Annotated in this window: 13 protein-coding genes; 3 read left to right on the forward strand and 10 right to left on the reverse strand. The window is 55.7% G+C overall.

The features are described from left to right. Positions 1-19: 19 nt before the first annotated feature. From IPM58_00565 to IPM58_00585, 5 genes are all read right to left on the reverse strand, one after another. Positions 20-1,345 (reverse strand): FAD-dependent oxidoreductase, encoded by a 1,326-nt coding sequence (locus IPM58_00565; protein MBK9305606.1) that lies wholly within the window; start codon positions 1,343-1,345, stop codon positions 20-22. Then, a complete protein-coding gene (gene hpnD / locus IPM58_00570; GenBank protein MBK9305607.1) occupies positions 1,342-2,202 on the reverse strand; it encodes a presqualene diphosphate synthase HpnD in 861 nt (286 codons plus the stop codon). Before hpnD ends, IPM58_00565 begins: the two co-directional genes overlap by 4 nt. Beyond that, positions 2,199-3,143, reverse strand: a complete 945-nt coding sequence (locus IPM58_00575; GenBank protein ID MBK9305608.1) for a cobalamin-binding protein — start codon at positions 3,141-3,143, stop codon at positions 2,199-2,201. Before IPM58_00575 ends, hpnD begins: the two co-directional genes overlap by 4 nt. A gap of 10 nt (positions 3,144-3,153) precedes the next feature. Then, on the reverse strand, positions 3,154-3,837 hold the full coding sequence (locus IPM58_00580) for an HAD family phosphatase (protein ID MBK9305609.1): 684 nt from the start codon (positions 3,835-3,837) through the stop codon (positions 3,154-3,156). Positions 3,838-3,963: 126 nt separating this feature from the next. Continuing rightward, complete coding sequence (locus IPM58_00585) at positions 3,964-4,743, reverse strand: hypothetical protein (GenBank protein ID MBK9305610.1); 780 nt, start codon at positions 4,741-4,743, stop codon at positions 3,964-3,966. 355 nt (positions 4,744-5,098) lie between these two features. Between IPM58_00585 and IPM58_00590 the strand changes: the two genes are divergently transcribed. The 3 genes from IPM58_00590 (at position 5,099) to IPM58_00600 (ending at position 7,397) form a co-directional block, all read left to right on the forward strand. After that, positions 5,099-5,512 (forward strand): YjbQ family protein, encoded by a 414-nt coding sequence (locus IPM58_00590; protein MBK9305611.1) that lies wholly within the window; start codon positions 5,099-5,101, stop codon positions 5,510-5,512. A 145-nt stretch (positions 5,513-5,657) separates the two neighbouring features. Further along, the gene (locus IPM58_00595) at positions 5,658-6,671 is read left to right on the forward strand and encodes a hypothetical protein (protein MBK9305612.1); all 1,014 of its coding nucleotides are present in this window, start codon (positions 5,658-5,660) and stop codon (positions 6,669-6,671) included. 144 nt (positions 6,672-6,815) lie between these two features. After that, positions 6,816-7,397, forward strand: coding sequence for a cysteine rich repeat-containing protein (locus tag IPM58_00600; GenBank protein ID MBK9305613.1), 582 nt, complete (start codon positions 6,816-6,818; stop codon positions 7,395-7,397). 35 nt (positions 7,398-7,432) lie between these two features. Here the strand turns inward: IPM58_00600 and IPM58_00605 are convergent, their stop codons facing one another. The 5 genes from IPM58_00605 to IPM58_00625 form a co-directional block, all read right to left on the reverse strand. Next, positions 7,433-8,830 carry a serine/threonine protein kinase gene (locus IPM58_00605; protein MBK9305614.1) on the reverse strand — a complete coding sequence of 466 codons (1,398 nt, stop codon included), beginning with the start codon at positions 8,828-8,830 and terminating at the stop codon, positions 7,433-7,435. Between the two features lie 86 nt (positions 8,831-8,916). After that, a complete protein-coding gene (locus tag IPM58_00610; GenBank protein MBK9305615.1) occupies positions 8,917-9,765 on the reverse strand; it encodes a PHP domain-containing protein in 849 nt (282 codons plus the stop codon). Beyond that, complete coding sequence (folB, locus tag IPM58_00615; protein MBK9305616.1) at positions 9,762-10,754, reverse strand: dihydroneopterin aldolase; 993 nt, start codon at positions 10,752-10,754, stop codon at positions 9,762-9,764. Before folB ends, IPM58_00610 begins: the two co-directional genes overlap by 4 nt. Before the next feature lie 45 nt (positions 10,755-10,799). Continuing rightward, on the reverse strand, positions 10,800-12,350 hold the full coding sequence (locus IPM58_00620) for an HD domain-containing protein (GenBank protein ID MBK9305617.1): 1,551 nt from the start codon (positions 12,348-12,350) through the stop codon (positions 10,800-10,802). Beyond that, the gene (locus tag IPM58_00625; protein ID MBK9305618.1) at positions 12,347-14,161 is read right to left on the reverse strand and encodes a HEAT repeat domain-containing protein; all 1,815 of its coding nucleotides are present in this window, start codon (positions 14,159-14,161) and stop codon (positions 12,347-12,349) included. The genes IPM58_00620 and IPM58_00625 overlap by 4 nt, the downstream gene beginning before the upstream one ends. Between the last annotated feature and the right edge of the window lie 122 nt (positions 14,162-14,283).

A 14,283-nucleotide genomic window follows, 5' to 3' on the forward strand; every position in this document is an offset into this window, starting at 1 on the left:
CCATCTACAGGCAGAGAGATCAATCCGGGTTATCAACACGACCTATGATGGTCTCCACGCATCGACGGCTGCTGATCACTGCGCTTTCAAGATTGGTCGGCCATCCGGTGTCGGTCCAGGCTCCCGCGACGAGCATGTTCCGGATCGGACTCCGCTGCAGGGGGCGGAGCCGTGCCGTTCCCGGTACGAGTGAGAGACTCGCATGGGGTTCTCCAATGATGTTATGAGTGAGGATGTCTTCAGGGCCCATGTTTGAGAACACTCGTAGTAGCTCCCCGATGGCAGTGTGTTTCACCTGGTCATCATTCCCGTTCTCCAGCAAACTGGCCGTGGTGGAAAGCCGACAGACGATTTCCTCAGGTTTAGCCTGTGTGACGGTGAGCTGGTAGAAGGGGTGTCCTGTCAACAAAACGAGTCGCGGTGTTTGAGTCGATGACCGGCACGTTACCTGGACGACGAGCTCACCGAGATCGGTCAGATCCGGCATGTGGGCGAAGTAGGCCAACCGGGTCAATAACCGCTCCGGTAGCAGGGCACGCAACCGTTGATGCGGCAACGCGAGAATGTACCACTGCGCGTGTAATGTCGTGCCGTCGTGCAACCTCACATCTCGCATCCTGTTTTCATCGAAACGGAGCAGTGGAAGGTCTGTCAGCGTACGACACTCTATGCGATCGTGAGGCAGCGATTGTTTCATGGGCGCCAGGAATCTCTCCTCGATGGACCCGGATACAGAGGTGAGCCTGGCATCTGAGGCCTCGCTTAGAAATATGGTCGACAGCAAGTGCACAAAGGTGGCGGCTGAGAGGCGAGCAAGATCGTTTCCCGTCAGCCAATGAGCCAGGCGCCCCCAAACCCGTTCCCGCGCCTCGAGGCTCTGCCCGATTGCGGCGAGCCATTCGTCCGCGTTTCGATTCTCCAGATCAACCGGAAGGGTCTGTGCCTGTTCCCAGATCTGCTCGACGTGTGAGAACAGTCTCCACCGGTCTTGCCAAGCCAGGCCTTGGAAGCTGAAAAGACTCATCATCCATCGAAACGCTCCGGGAAGTCGAGCCGACTGGTAGGACACGTGACGTCCATCAGACAGCCGAAACTCGAGTGGAATAGATTGGTCTAGTCGTGGTGATTCTTGCCGATTCAGCGCGTGAAGAAGTCGGTGGCTTTCTCGGTAGCATCCCAACAGCACCGGTACCGGGTCGGACGGATTGAGCCAGAACCCATCGCGCCATTCGGGGTGATCGAGGAGCGTGACGTGGTAGTGTTCTCGGCGTAAATGATAGGCGACGGTCAGACCGGCTAGACCGGCGCCGAGGATGAGGACGGTTTGTGAGGCTGGAGCGGTCACGAGTAGCGGGAACGGAGCCAAATCCGTAAGGCGATGAGTAACCGTTGTGTGGTGGATAAACTGATCCGCGATCCGAAGACCTGATAGTTTGATCGTTCGATGTGATCCAAAATTCGGCTATAAATGCCACGCATGATTTCTGCGACCGTCAGTGCCCGGCGTTCTGCGGGGGGCAGGGCTTTGAGCGCGGCATCGGCTCGCTGGTAGTAATGGTGGGCGCGGGACGCCTCATATTCCATCAACGCACGGAATTCCGGTGAGTAGTTCTGATTGAGCATGGATTTTTCTGCATAGTTCCACTTCTTCAAGTCTTCGAGGGGAAGGTAAATACGACGTTCCTGGGCATCGGCACCAACGTCGCGAAGAATGTTCGTCAGCTGGAAGGCCATGCCGAGTGCCACCGCGTAGTCTTGTGCCCGGGCGGATGTGACGCCGAAGATGTGCAGACAAATGAGACCGACGACGGAAGCCACGCGGTAACAGTAGAGCGATAGTTCGTCGAAGGTGACGTAGCGATTGTTGAAAAGATCCATCTCGACGCCTTTGATCAACTCTTCAAAGTAGGCTTTAGGGATCCCCATTGATTTCACATGGTGGGCGAGACTCACCATGATCGGTGTTGTCGGGGTCCCTGAATAGGCGGCGTCAAGTTCGTTCCGCCAATGGGCTAGCTCATCTTTTGGGTTGGTCCCGGCAGCTGGTTCGTCCACGGCGCTGTCGATGGCCTTACAAAAGGCATAGACGGTATACATGGCTTCGCGTTTGGTTTTGGGAAGGAAGAGGAATGAATAGTAAAAGTTGCTCCCACTGTTCTTGGTGTAGGCCGTGCAATAGGCCTGTGCTTCAGCGGCCTTCATGACGCGCTGCCTCCAATCAGAATCGAAGCCTCAAGTTTGACGGCGTTGACGGGGTCGATCCCGTGAGCTGGACGTGGATGCAGAATCGAGTCCAGCAATTCGACACCATCGACCAGTCGTGGGCCTGGACGGCTGAAATAGGAAGCGGCATCCACCACGTAGAGATTCGGCCACCGCTCACAGGCCTGTCGCCATGTTTCTTGAGTCGGCCCGCTCTGTCTGAGTTCATTGATGGTGTGATCGACCGAAAAGCCGCAGGGCATGAGGATGACGATATCGGGGTGAGCGGCGTCCACTTCTTGCCATGTCGTTTCGCGCGAGGGGCTATCTGAAGACCCGAGTGCATTATCTCCACCGGCCAAGTCTATCATTTCCGGAACCCAATGCCCTGCCACGTATAATGGGTCAAGCCATTCGAGGCAGGCGACACGAGGACGAGACTGTCTATTCAGGTTCTTCAGCTTGATCCTGTCCAAACGATGCTGAAGCTCCTTAGCGAGGGTCTGTCCATTCTCGGGTCGGTCGACGGCTGCGGCGATCCGCTCAATGTCATGGATCATCTCTTCGAGGGTCGTCGGGCTCAACGTGAGGATTGCAGGGGGAAGGGGAAGAGATGCGACGGCACGCGTGAGTTGGCCTGGGGTGACGGCGCAGACGTGACAGAGCTCTTGAGTCACGATGATATCCGGACGGGCCTGGTGGAATGCCATCTCATTCAGGCGATATAACGAACTCCCCGATGCGACTCGTTCTTTAACCTGCTGATCGATCGCGGCGCTTGTGCTCCGGTGGGTCTCAACGAGAGGTTCAATCATCACCGGAACGTTTCGAATGGAGAGAGGGAAATCGCACTCATGGCTGATACCGACGAGCTGGTCGGCCAAACCGAGTGAAGCGATCACTTCTGTTGCACCGGGAACCAATGAGCAGATTCTCATCATGGTCGTACGCCTATGTCGGCCACAAGCGAGCGCGCACATCCATCAGACGTGTGTCGCGCAAGTTATGGCTGATGGCATCGGCTTCATGTAAGTCTTGTACGGTATGCGTATTGGCCACGGCTAACACTTTCATGCCTGCAGATTTCGCTGCTCGGATACCGGGACGGGAATCTTCAATGACCAAACAAGATGCCGGTGAGAGCAATGCGGTGCCCTGTTGCCGGTTCATTCCGGCCAGCGCATGCACAAACGGCTCAGGATTCGGCTTGCCGTGAGTCACATCTTCGGCGCTGGTAATGTGACAAAACGCCTTTCGGAGCCCGATGTGCTCCAATACCAGCTCAATCTCCACTCGTAATGCGCCTGAGGCGATGGCAACAGGATAGGTTGCGGCCGCTTCTTCAATAAACTCTTTGACGCCTGGGAAAATGACCACATGGTCCTTGATCGAGGCCAAATACGCGGAGGCCTTCTTAGCCATGAGGCTCTCAACGAGCGAGGGGGTCGCTGGGATCTGGTTGACGCGCAGCGCCTCCAGAAAACATCCTCGATCGTCGAATCCGAGATAGGTGGCGTAATAGTCGTCTTCCGTTAAATCGATGTGGATTTCCGCCAGCGTTCGACGCAACCCTTCAAAGTGCAGCGGTTCACTGTCGGCGATCACACCGTCAAAATCGAAGATTACGGCCTGCATGGGGTCCTGAGGCTTGTGATGTGCCATCTCTATGTCGGAAGTATGAACGGGCGGCATTATAGCACAGAGGATGGTGATGCGATGACCATCCTCTGTGTGCGAGCTGTATTCTGGAAACCGAGTGGCTCAGGGTTTCAGTTTCAGCTGGCGTTCGGGCAGCCAGCCTTTGGTGCCGTAGTCGCTGCGTAAGGAGTAGACCCAGCCAGTTTCTTGAAGATCCCCGTCAAGCACGGTCATGACCGTGCCCGGTGGAATGGCTGGCCCTGGCTGAACTCCCTCTGCATCCTTGGCGAGCACGACTTTCTCTCCTGAAGCGACAGGGTTCGGTAGCACGCTGACTCGTTGTCCCTCACCGAACAGCGGAGGCGGCGTATTGGTGATCGGTGCCTCGGAGGCTGGCGGCGGTGTGAGTGTGACGTCTCCCGTGGTCGATGGGCTGGGGACCGTTGGGGCAGAGGGCGGCATCGGAACAGGGGCTGCAGGCGCTATGGCGGCCTGCGGTACCTCGGTCGGTGCGACGGCTGGCGGTGCCGTTGGAGTCGCTTCCATAGGTTGAGGCGGCGGCGCTATTGGTGCAGGCTTGGGCAGCACCGGCTGTTGTGCAACTGGGGTCGGAGCCGGCGGTGTCGATGTCTCGCCGAGCAGCGGCTCGATGTACTCCATGACCATCTCTGGTTCCATCGCGACGTAAGCACCGCCGCCGATCAACACCAGCAACAGCACCCACAAGAGGGGACGTCCGCTCGATTGTTTGGGTGGTTTCTTCGGAGACGGCGAACGGACGGTGGTCGTCTGCTCGAGTTCTTCTTCCGTGAATTCCAGATCCGGTTCAGGTTGGCGAGCAAAGAAGAGGTTCCAAGTCAGAGGACTACCGCCCAACGATGGGCTTCCTGCGAATGCAAACATCGAGCACCTCCCTGCAGCGGACTGCACTGTACAGCCTGAAAAAGTACTTATCATCAAGGGCATAGGCTGTCAATTCTGTATGAATATTCAGCACGGGGCGTTTTCTGAGACGAGGTTAGGCTTAACAGCACTGGACCTGCAAACAGGACAACACGTGACCTTCTCGGCTGTCTGAGCGGTACACCGTCAGCCCTTGGCACCCGAGTTCGTGTGCCAAGGAGAAGGCGGCGGCGACGTCTTTCGTTGTTGCGGTGGGCGGCAAGTTGATCGCTTTTGACACACTGCGCAGCGTTGATTCGTCGAGGCCTCTTGCATGTCGATCGAACCGGAAGGCACAATGTGCCGATCGACGAACATGAAATCCTACCGCGAAGAACTCTGGTTTGAGACAAAGACCAGACGAGCCTATCTGAATATCACGCCACAGATCGAGGCCTTGGTAAAGAAGAGTGGGGTCCGGGAAGGCTTAGTGTTGGTCAATGCAATGCATATTACCGCAAGCGTGTATATTAACGATGATGAGCCTGGTCTGTTGCAGGACTACGATGAATTTCTTGAACGGCTTGCTCCTCATGAAGCACGGTACCGGCACAACAACACGGGTGAAGACAACGGCGACGCGCATCTGAAGCGGCAGGTCATGGGACGGGAAGTCGTCGTTGCCATCACGGAGGGCAAGCTTGACGTTGGTCCATGGGAACAGATTTTCTACGGCGAGTTTGACGGACGGCGTCGCAAGCGCGTGCTGGTGAAGATCATCGGTGACTAGAGCCGGTGTCGATGAGATGACGCTGGGCCTCAGTCACAGGGAGTAAGTAGTGTGGCGATGCTTGCATGGGTATGAAAAGTTTGGCAACATGCGATTCAGAGGTTCTCGCGATCGTCTCTGGCTTGTGCTCTTGTAGGGGGCAGCGATGTTAGTCTGGTCTCGCCCTGATCCGCTCACGCGTGATCTTATCCATCTGATCAACGCCCGTCGTCACGATCACGGTGATACGGATGATGCGATCGATACGCTACAGGCATTTCTGGAGCAGGGACGCGAACATGATCTTCTGACGGTGCTTGCCGCACTCGACGAAGAAATGGCGGAATGGCTGTTCGATCTTGTGGCGGAAGCGAGCTGCACCTTACTGCTGGATGGGCCGAGTGATGAAAAGCCGACCTATGCGACGATTGCGGCATTAGAGCTGCCGCTACAAGCAAATCTCACTGCGCCTCTTAAACTCAAGATCGATCCCATCGCGACGGCTGATCTCCTCCATCGTTATCTCCAGCTTCCTGCCGGGACGGTCGTACGTGTCGAGTCACGGCTCTTGACCGATGCCACATTGGAGATGTTGAATCTCCAAATGCTCCATGATCACCTGGTCACCGTCGCGGATTCACGGCGCGCGCGATCGGTGGCTGCGAGACTTCTTCCTCCGGTTGAGAGCACAGCATTTCTCTTATTCGAATTGATCGGTGCGTCGGACCCGGGGTTGCCTGACTCATGGGAAGATCATCAACGTCGGGAACTGCTCGATGGGTTGGTGAAGCAATGTCCGGAGTTAGCCTGCGCACCTGATACCATCGAGGCGCCGGTCTATGCGGCCTATGCCATGTTTGACGCACAGAATGCGGTGCGGTTGCATCATCTGGCCGATGAGACTGCTGCGGTGTGGAGAGAGCTGGATCCGCTGGTAAGGTCCCGCACCATTGTGCATCTCCATACGCAATGCGGAAATGGGGTGTATATGCCGGTCTGGACCGATCTCTTTGATCCTGAGCTCCCGGAAGAACATGGCCCGGTGTGGACCTCTCCGGATGTCTGGGTGTTTACTGCCGATCTGCCGATCGAGTGGCCGGGTGAGATGCTGACCAACCGGTTACTGGCGGAAGGCTGCACCAGGTTCGAGAATCATATCGTTGAAACTCCGGACAACTGAATTCCTGCCTTTCCCCTTCGATCTACTTGCATCCGCCATTCCCATAAGTGATAGGCTCTGCGCAAAACTCCCGTTTCAGTGATTTTCAAGAGGCTTTATTCTATCCTCAGTTTCATGAAGAAGTCGAAGCCTTCAGACCGATCCGTGAAACCTATTACTATCGTCGTCACAGTCGGCGGATTGAGCTTGGTCTGGGCCATCGTATGGGCGAATTTGCCATCGAAAGAAGAGCTGGTGTCGGCTCAATCAGAGGCATCCTCGGTTCAAGCTTCGCGTGCCCCGGCTCTCGACCTCTCGATTCCCGGTGTACCCAGTCGGCCGATGACAAACTCGGTTGGCACCGGACAGGCAGCACCAGTGAAGACTCTGGGGGGATTATCTGTTCCGCTCGATAGCCGTGCCAGGAAGATTGCGGAAGTGAAGTGTGATGCGGAGATCCAACAGTATTGTCCCGATTCCCTTGCTGGAGAAGACCGTCGAAGCTGCGTGATGCAGCGTCTCAAGCGGTTAGACGCCACCTGTCAACAGATCGTGCAGCAGCGCTTAGTGCGTTGGAAACAAGCCGAGGGGTATAAGGTGGCCTGTGTCGTCGATGTAAGGCGGTTTTGCCGTACGGTGCCGGCTGCAGATGGTCGTGTCTTACAATGCCTACAAGAACATGAACAGGATCTCTCAGAAGGCTGCTATCAAAGCCTGCCCAAAGGACGGCTTCAAACCAGGAACTAACGGCATCTCACGTGCTTCTTCTAGCGTCGACACCGTCAGGCAGCCAAGCCTGCGACGCAAGAACGGAGCTCCGTGGCGAACTCGCTGGCACGGCGATACCGATGGACTGGGTCTTTATGGAGTGCACGATCCAAGATAGCCTTGAGGAGGGGAGGCATGTCGGGTCTGATGGCTTTGAGGCTGGGATGGGGGTTATGAGCGATCGCAAACAGCAAAGCCGACACATTGTCCGCCATAAACGGTGGACGGCCGGTGAGGAGTTCAAACATGACGACGCCTAGGGAGAAGATATCGGACCGGCCATCTACCTTCTTCCCGGCGATCTGCTCTGGCGACATGTAGGTTGGTGTTCCCATCACGATATTGGTCTGTGTTTTTGAGAAGGTCGCCATCTTAGCGATGCCGAAGTCCATGATCTTTACAACGTTGTCGTTGGTGACCATGATGTTGGCTGGTTTGATGTCGCGATGCACGACACCTTGTTGGTGGGCATAGTCCATGGCCTCCGCAACGGTCGCCAGAATCGATAACATTTTTGGGAACGGCATCAGATTCGGCTTTCTCGACCACTCCTTCAGTGTCGTCCCTTGAAGGAGCTCCATTGCAATATATCCAAGGTCCTGCTCCTCTCCAGCATCAAAAATCGTCACGATGTTTGGATGGGACAACCGTCCGGTGGATTCGGCTTCTCGGAAGAATCTTGCCTTCACTTCCTGGAGTTTATCGGTATCGTCGATGGCATCGAGCTGCATCGTTTTGATGGCCACGAACCGTTGGATCGTTGGATCTTTGCCCAAGTACACCACGCCCATGGAACCGCGTCCCAGCTCCTTCAAGACCTTATAGCGGCCCAGCATGGCAGGAGGTTCGCTGGGCGCATTTGGCAGGCCAGTCGACTGTTCTTGTTCTCGGCTCTCTTCCGCTGCATGGACGTCGTGCGTTTCCTCGATTAGCGTCGTCGCGTCGGTGCGGCCGGTCGATGCAGATGGTTTCGAGAAGAATCTCTGGAGTGCATCAAGACTCATCAGCCAGGCGATCGTGATCCAGAGGCCGGTGAGTGTCAGGATGACGACCTGCGCGACCGTATAGCGTGTGGAGCCGACGTGGACGATCAAAGACTGTCCCAACGCCCGAAGGGTCTTGTCTGCCGCGATCACCATGAGCAGTGTCGTGACAGGGAGCACCAGCCGTCGTAAGAAAGAGAATCCACGGCCATTGTCGGGCATCTGTCGGAAGGCGCGCAGACACAACCATCCAAGCATGGCCAATCCGGTAGTTCCGATGAGAAGGCGAATGGTCTGGCCGCTGCTAAGCCCGAACAGTGTGAAAGGGATCGACTGTATGCCGGGCAGATTGCTTACAAGCGGACCGGCAAAGAGCGCGATAAACGCAGCGAGAAGATATTGGAGAGCCCAACTCGATGGGTAGGTCATGGATGAGACGATCCGGAAGACTTCCAAAGTCTAGCGGATACCGACGGAGAGTCAACGGATCGGAGAAAATATGCGGGGAGGGCGTCTCACCCGTGAGCGACCTTCTCCTTCATTTTTGGAAGCAGCGTAGTGGGGATATGGAGCGACCCCTTGCCGATGCCGACTTCAATGTCGGGTTTGGTGAGACCGTGAAAATCGCTTCCACCGGTGACCAGGAGACCAAGTTGTTGAGCAAGGCTGAGATACTCTCGAGTCTGCCGCGCCGCGTGGGTGCTGTAGTAGACTTCCACGCCATCGAGTCCGTCCGCTTTGAGCCGGCGAACCAATTCAGTAAGCGGCTGATCCGTTAGTTTCACCCACGTCGGATGGGCCAGGACGGCGAGTCCATGGGCTTCCTTGATCCAGCGAATGGCGTCGGCTGGGCTCGGGAGTTCGCGAGGAACGTACGCGGCTTTACGGTCGCCAAGAAACCGGTCGAACGCCTCTTTGGCCGAGGTGACGACTCCCTTGTTCATGAGGGCCCTGGCAATATGCGGTCTACCGACCGAGTCACTGCCTGCGAGTGCGCGGACTTCATCGTAGGTGATATCGATGCCCAGACTCCGTAACCGCTCGATGATCTGTGGATTGCGATGGTGGCGACTATCTCGCAAACTCTTGAATCGTTGGTTCAAGGCGTTGTCCTGCCAATCGAAAAAGTATCCAAGAATATGGAGCTCGGAGCTTCCCATGAGCGAGCTAATCTCCACTCCCGGAATGATCTCGATCCCATATTGTTCACCCGCTGCGATGGCTTCTGGAATGCCGCTCGTGGTGTCATGATCGGTAATCGCCAGGGTGGTGACTCCAGCCTGGTGTGCCAGTCCGATCACCTCCGCTGGGGTGCAGCTTCCATCAGAGTGGGTGGTGTGGAGATGGAGGTCTAAACGGCTCATGTCAACGGTCCAGTGGATAGCGGCTTCTGCGCGACAAGCTGTGCGGTGTAGACCGATTTTGCATCCTGATCAGCGTTGTGCGGTCCTTCATTGTAATAAAGAACGCGAAGATCAGATATGAGTCTGATGAGCTCATTGTGCAGAAGGCAGAATTCATGGCGTCTCGGATGCTGATATCGGAGGTGATTATCGATCAGGAAGGTTTCGTATAGCAAGAGACCACCGGGCTTCAGTGCATCGATGATGTGGGGGAAAAGTGGACGAGTCAGGTAAAAGAAGACGAGAATGACATCGTAGGCGCTTTGCCCGAGATTCGGTTTCTGCGGCGGAAGCGGTTCCAGATCGACCGTTCGTGTTGTGATCTCTGTGAGGTTTCGCGCATGAGCGGCTGAAGACAGTTGTGTGAGGGCGTGGCTGTCTCGGTCCACGGCCTCAACTTGGTAGCCCAATGAAGCCAAGCATAGTGTATGTCGCCCTGCACCGGCTGCGACATCGAGGACTTTGCCTGTCGTAGGAAGACGAGGAAGCTGTTGGATAAGAAAGCTGGCTGGGCGAGGCTCCGCTCCGATCAATCGCTGTGCAAGCCTGGTGCGCTCCACGGTAATACCCATCGATCTGGTGACTTGGGGAATAGGAGGGTGGAGTTTCCTCAACCAGAGCTTGATCCGATCCACACGAAATTCATCAAAGAGCGTGGCCACGAAACGCTCGGCTAGCGTTTCCAGTAGTCGAGACTCGTGGCTCGTTCCCAGCTCGACCACTCGTTCTGCGACCATGGCGTAGTCGACCGTATGTCGCAGGTCGTCCGATCGTCCAGCAGACTCGAACTGACAATCAAGTTCCAGATCGACCGCCAACGGCTGTGGCCGCGCTCGTTCATCAGGCGTCACGCCGCAGCGACCGCGAAACTCCAGTTGTTCGATGACGATCTGACTGACCACGGAGGCATTGTCGAAGATCGTCTTTGGGCCTGTCAAGCGAAGTGCCATCGAGGGAAGTGCGGAAGCTTGCCAGAACGTTCTTGAGCGGACGAGTTACACGAAATATCGGCTGGTGTCGAATTTGTGCTCGGTATTGTCGATCAACCGGACGATGCTGTGCCGGTAGTCACCGGTGTCGTCTTTCTCAGTCAGATCGAGCTCTCGTCCGTTGTCGACGGAATTGCCTTGCGCATCGGCGATGACCTTGACCACCGGGCGCTCGCTGTCGGTCTTGTCGGCAGCCGGTTGGAGCACAACGGCAAATTCTTCAGAATCGAGGACGACCAAGCTTCCGATAGGAATAATGCCCACACAATTGACGAAAAGCTTGAGCAGGGTCGAGTCAAAACTCTTTCCGGACTTGCCGGACATGATGCTCAAGACTTTCGAGGGGGACATCGGTTCACGGCGATAAACCCGCGAGGACGTCATTGCGTCGTAGCAGTCTGCAATCGTCAGAATGCGACCGGTCAGCGAGAGTTTCCACGGTGTCTTGAGCTTGGGATATCCTGAATAGTCCAGATTCATATGGTGTTCGAACGATGCGGCGGCCATCCGGGCAGGGAGATTGGTAATCCCCCGCAACTGAGTCAAGCTGAGAACCCCTTCTACGGGATGATTCCGCATGGCTGTCCATTCATCTTCCGTAAACTCTCCTGGCTTGTTGAGGACTTCGAGAGGAATATTCGATTTTCCCATATCGTGAAACAGAGCAGCCAGTCCGAGATTGGCCAACTCGACTTTGGGATATCCCGCTCTGTTTGCAAGCGCGATCGAGAGGAGTGCGACGTTGACGGAATGATTATGGGTGTATTGATCATGACAGCGGAGCGTGGTGAGTCCCAACAGGACGGGCTCGTCTTGCATCATCAAATCGACGATATCTTGGATCGCCCGTTTGGCATGTTTGAAACTGAGGCCCTTGCCCTCACGAACAGAGTGAGTCAGGTTGCCGACCGCGTCGGAGGCCTTCCCATAGGCCGCTTTCGACCGGGCTTTGTGCCGCAACTTGGAGTTTCCGTCGCCAGCCAGATCTTCCCTCAGATTCAGTTGCCGGGGATCGTTGATTTCGATGGTCGTGACACCGAGGGTTTTGAGTTCTGCCCTGAAGTCATCGATCGATTTGGTGGTTGAGTCAAGGCTGACGAAGACATGGGCAAACTCGCGAATATCCTTGGACGAGGTCGATGGGGAAAACGTCAGGCCACCGATTCTCCACTTTCGTAAAAAGTCGATGATGCTCGACACCACCAGCATTTGCTGCGAGGTCACCTTCAAATGCTGCTTGCCAAGGAATAGAAAATCATCCTGCAGCCACACCGTGATCGGCTGATCATGAGCGAGTGTCTCGATAAGGGTCAGCATCGCCTCGACAGGCTTGTCGAGGGCCGCATTGGCACGGCCATGAATCTTCGACGTTTTGATCAGGGTATTGAGCTGCGTAATGAGCTGAAAGCCCAACATCACCAGCTGTTGGCCAAGGATATCGTCGGCCTCCGAGCCCTGTCCGATCTTCTGAGAGAGAGACTTTTCGTGTGTGAGAATTGGTTGGAGGGTATCGGTTTTCGATGGGGGCTGGAGCGATGGTGCTTTCGGTGTGTTCACGAGTCGATGCTCCTACCGGGTGGCCCTGGTGAAGGATTACCGCGATGTTGCCGTTGGGCTTGCGACAAGGCTGTGGCACAGGCTTGCCGCACTGCGGCGTTTCCTTTTTTCGCTCCGACGGTGAGGGAGGCGATGGCTGTGGGCGTCGCTAGTTTTCCGAGTGTTTCTGCACCTAAGACCGCCAATTCCTCTTTCTTTTTCCGTTTCGTCCAGACCCATTCGGTCATGAGGCCTTCCCAATAGGGGACGGCTTCATCACCACACGTTTCTCTCATGGCGTGAAAAATAGCGCGGCGTTCGCTGATCGGCAGATCCAGGAAACCATCGTCGGCGATCATCGGTTTCCAGTTGTCGAAGGGCACGGTATATTGTCCAGACATGAGCAGCTTCACGGCTGCAATCCTGACACCCTCATCCGCATCGTTGAGACAGGTGACGAGTTTTGAACCATTCCCGCTCGGACGGAAGAGTCCAATGGCTCGCAGAACCTCCTTGCGGATTCGTGCGTCTTTGTGCCGCATCAGCTTTTCAATCGGTTCTATCAGCTTCGGGTCATCCCACTTGATGAGAATCGATAAGAGGTTGCGAACATATATCGGTCGGCGGTCGAGCAGGCCTTTCAGCAGCGGCTCAGGCTGTTCCTTGGCCAACACACCGAGCACCTCCGCGACGATGGCTTGGTGATTCGATGATTCGAGGCTTGCCAAGAGCGTGCAGAGGGCTGGAACTGCATCGGGTGTCATTAAAAGCAAGATCGTCGACAGCCCTTCGGTGTTCGCATTGGCGGTTCCGTTGAGATAGAGCTCGATGTTCTTAATCCGTTCCGATCGGCTGAGTCCGTTGAAGACCGACGTCAATTGTTGTTTGTGTTCATCGCTGAGGTCCGGGCGGACGGCGTCCGATTCATGGAGCAAGCCCAACACGTTCTCCAAAACGGTCCATTCTCCTTGACGCAAGAGCGAGTCGACGATGTTGCTCCAAAGCGAGAACAGCTTTGTGAGTAGGGCGGAGGAGCGTTCGGAAGCAAGAATAGCCGTCAGCATGTCGAAGATATACATCACGTTATCTTGCTTGCTCTCTGCTTCAATCTCCTTGGCCAGTGCCTCAAGCTCTTCGTCCGTGACCTCGTAGCCCGCAAGTCCGGATTGAAAGCGACTACTGGCGTTTCCGCTGCCTCCGCTCTTGGGATCGGCTGACTCGCCGGATCGCTTCTTGCGAGCCATCTCTCGATCCAACAACTCGCGGAGCGTCGAATCCGACGAGCTCATACTTCCATCGAGACGAAGAAAACCATCGTTATTCGCTGATGAATTGGATAGATCTTCAGCCGTCACGATCGTAATGGTCGAGAGATTGCGAGCCCAGATGCGTGTGACAATATCGTCGTCATCTTCGTCTGAGGTCGAGGTCCCCCACAGCGCACCCAAAAAGAAAAATAAGTCCTCGCGGGTAAGATCTTGGAAGAGAGCCAGTTCTCGAACACCATCGGCGTAGAGTTTGAAGGCGATGTTCTCGCTTCCTCCCTCCTTTTCGGCTTCGTAGACGACGCAGTCTTTACAGAGCAATTCGTTCCGTTGAACCAGGACGGACAATCTCGAGTAGGTGGACAGGTGGGTGCTGATCTCGTCGAAGAGCTGTTGGGAGAATTTTTGGGCGACGGGGTTGGTCGAGCCGTAGGTCCGATTGGATTTTGCCGTTTTGTCTAATAATTTGAGGACCCGTTTGATGGAGACGATTTCCGGGTCTTCCGCCGCCCGTGCAGACATCGCGGCCGCGATCATCTCCTGTGTAGACTTCAGCTGCGTCGACATACATAAGACGTACCGGCAGTTCAATGATCCGTCAAGAAAATCACCATTCTCCAGCAGGGTCGAAACGCACTGGCTGCGGTCATGGCAGCTTGTGTCGAGCGAGACCAACCAGTAAGATTCAT

The organism is Nitrospira sp. (assembly GCA_016715825.1).
Lineage (GTDB): Bacteria > Nitrospirota > Nitrospiria > Nitrospirales > Nitrospiraceae > Nitrospira_D.

Bases quoted from the DNA above. Each gene is read 5' to 3' on its own strand.
- hpnD (MBK9305607.1), bottom strand. From the start codon at position 2,202: ATGAAGGCCGCTGAAGCACAGGCCTATTGCACGGCCTACACCAAGAAC.
- IPM58_00575 (MBK9305608.1), bottom strand. From the start codon at position 3,143: ATGATGAGAATCTGCTCATTGGTTCCCGGTGCAACAGAAGTGATCGCT.
- IPM58_00580 (MBK9305609.1), bottom strand. From the start codon at position 3,837: ATGCAGGCCGTAATCTTCGATTTTGACGGTGTGATCGCCGACAGTGAA.
- IPM58_00585 (MBK9305610.1), bottom strand. From the start codon at position 4,743: ATGTTTGCATTCGCAGGAAGCCCATCGTTGGGCGGTAGTCCTCTGACT.
- IPM58_00590 (MBK9305611.1), top strand. From the start codon at position 5,099: ATGAAATCCTACCGCGAAGAACTCTGGTTTGAGACAAAGACCAGACGA.
- IPM58_00595 (MBK9305612.1), top strand. From the start codon at position 5,658: ATGTTAGTCTGGTCTCGCCCTGATCCGCTCACGCGTGATCTTATCCAT.
- IPM58_00605 (MBK9305614.1), bottom strand. From the start codon at position 8,830: ATGACCTACCCATCGAGTTGGGCTCTCCAATATCTTCTCGCTGCGTTT.
- IPM58_00610 (MBK9305615.1), bottom strand. From the start codon at position 9,765: ATGAGCCGTTTAGACCTCCATCTCCACACCACCCACTCTGATGGAAGC.
- folB (MBK9305616.1), bottom strand. From the start codon at position 10,754: ATGGCACTTCGCTTGACAGGCCCAAAGACGATCTTCGACAATGCCTCC.
- IPM58_00625 (MBK9305618.1), bottom strand. From the start codon at position 14,161: ATGTCGACGCAGCTGAAGTCTACACAGGAGATGATCGCGGCCGCGATG.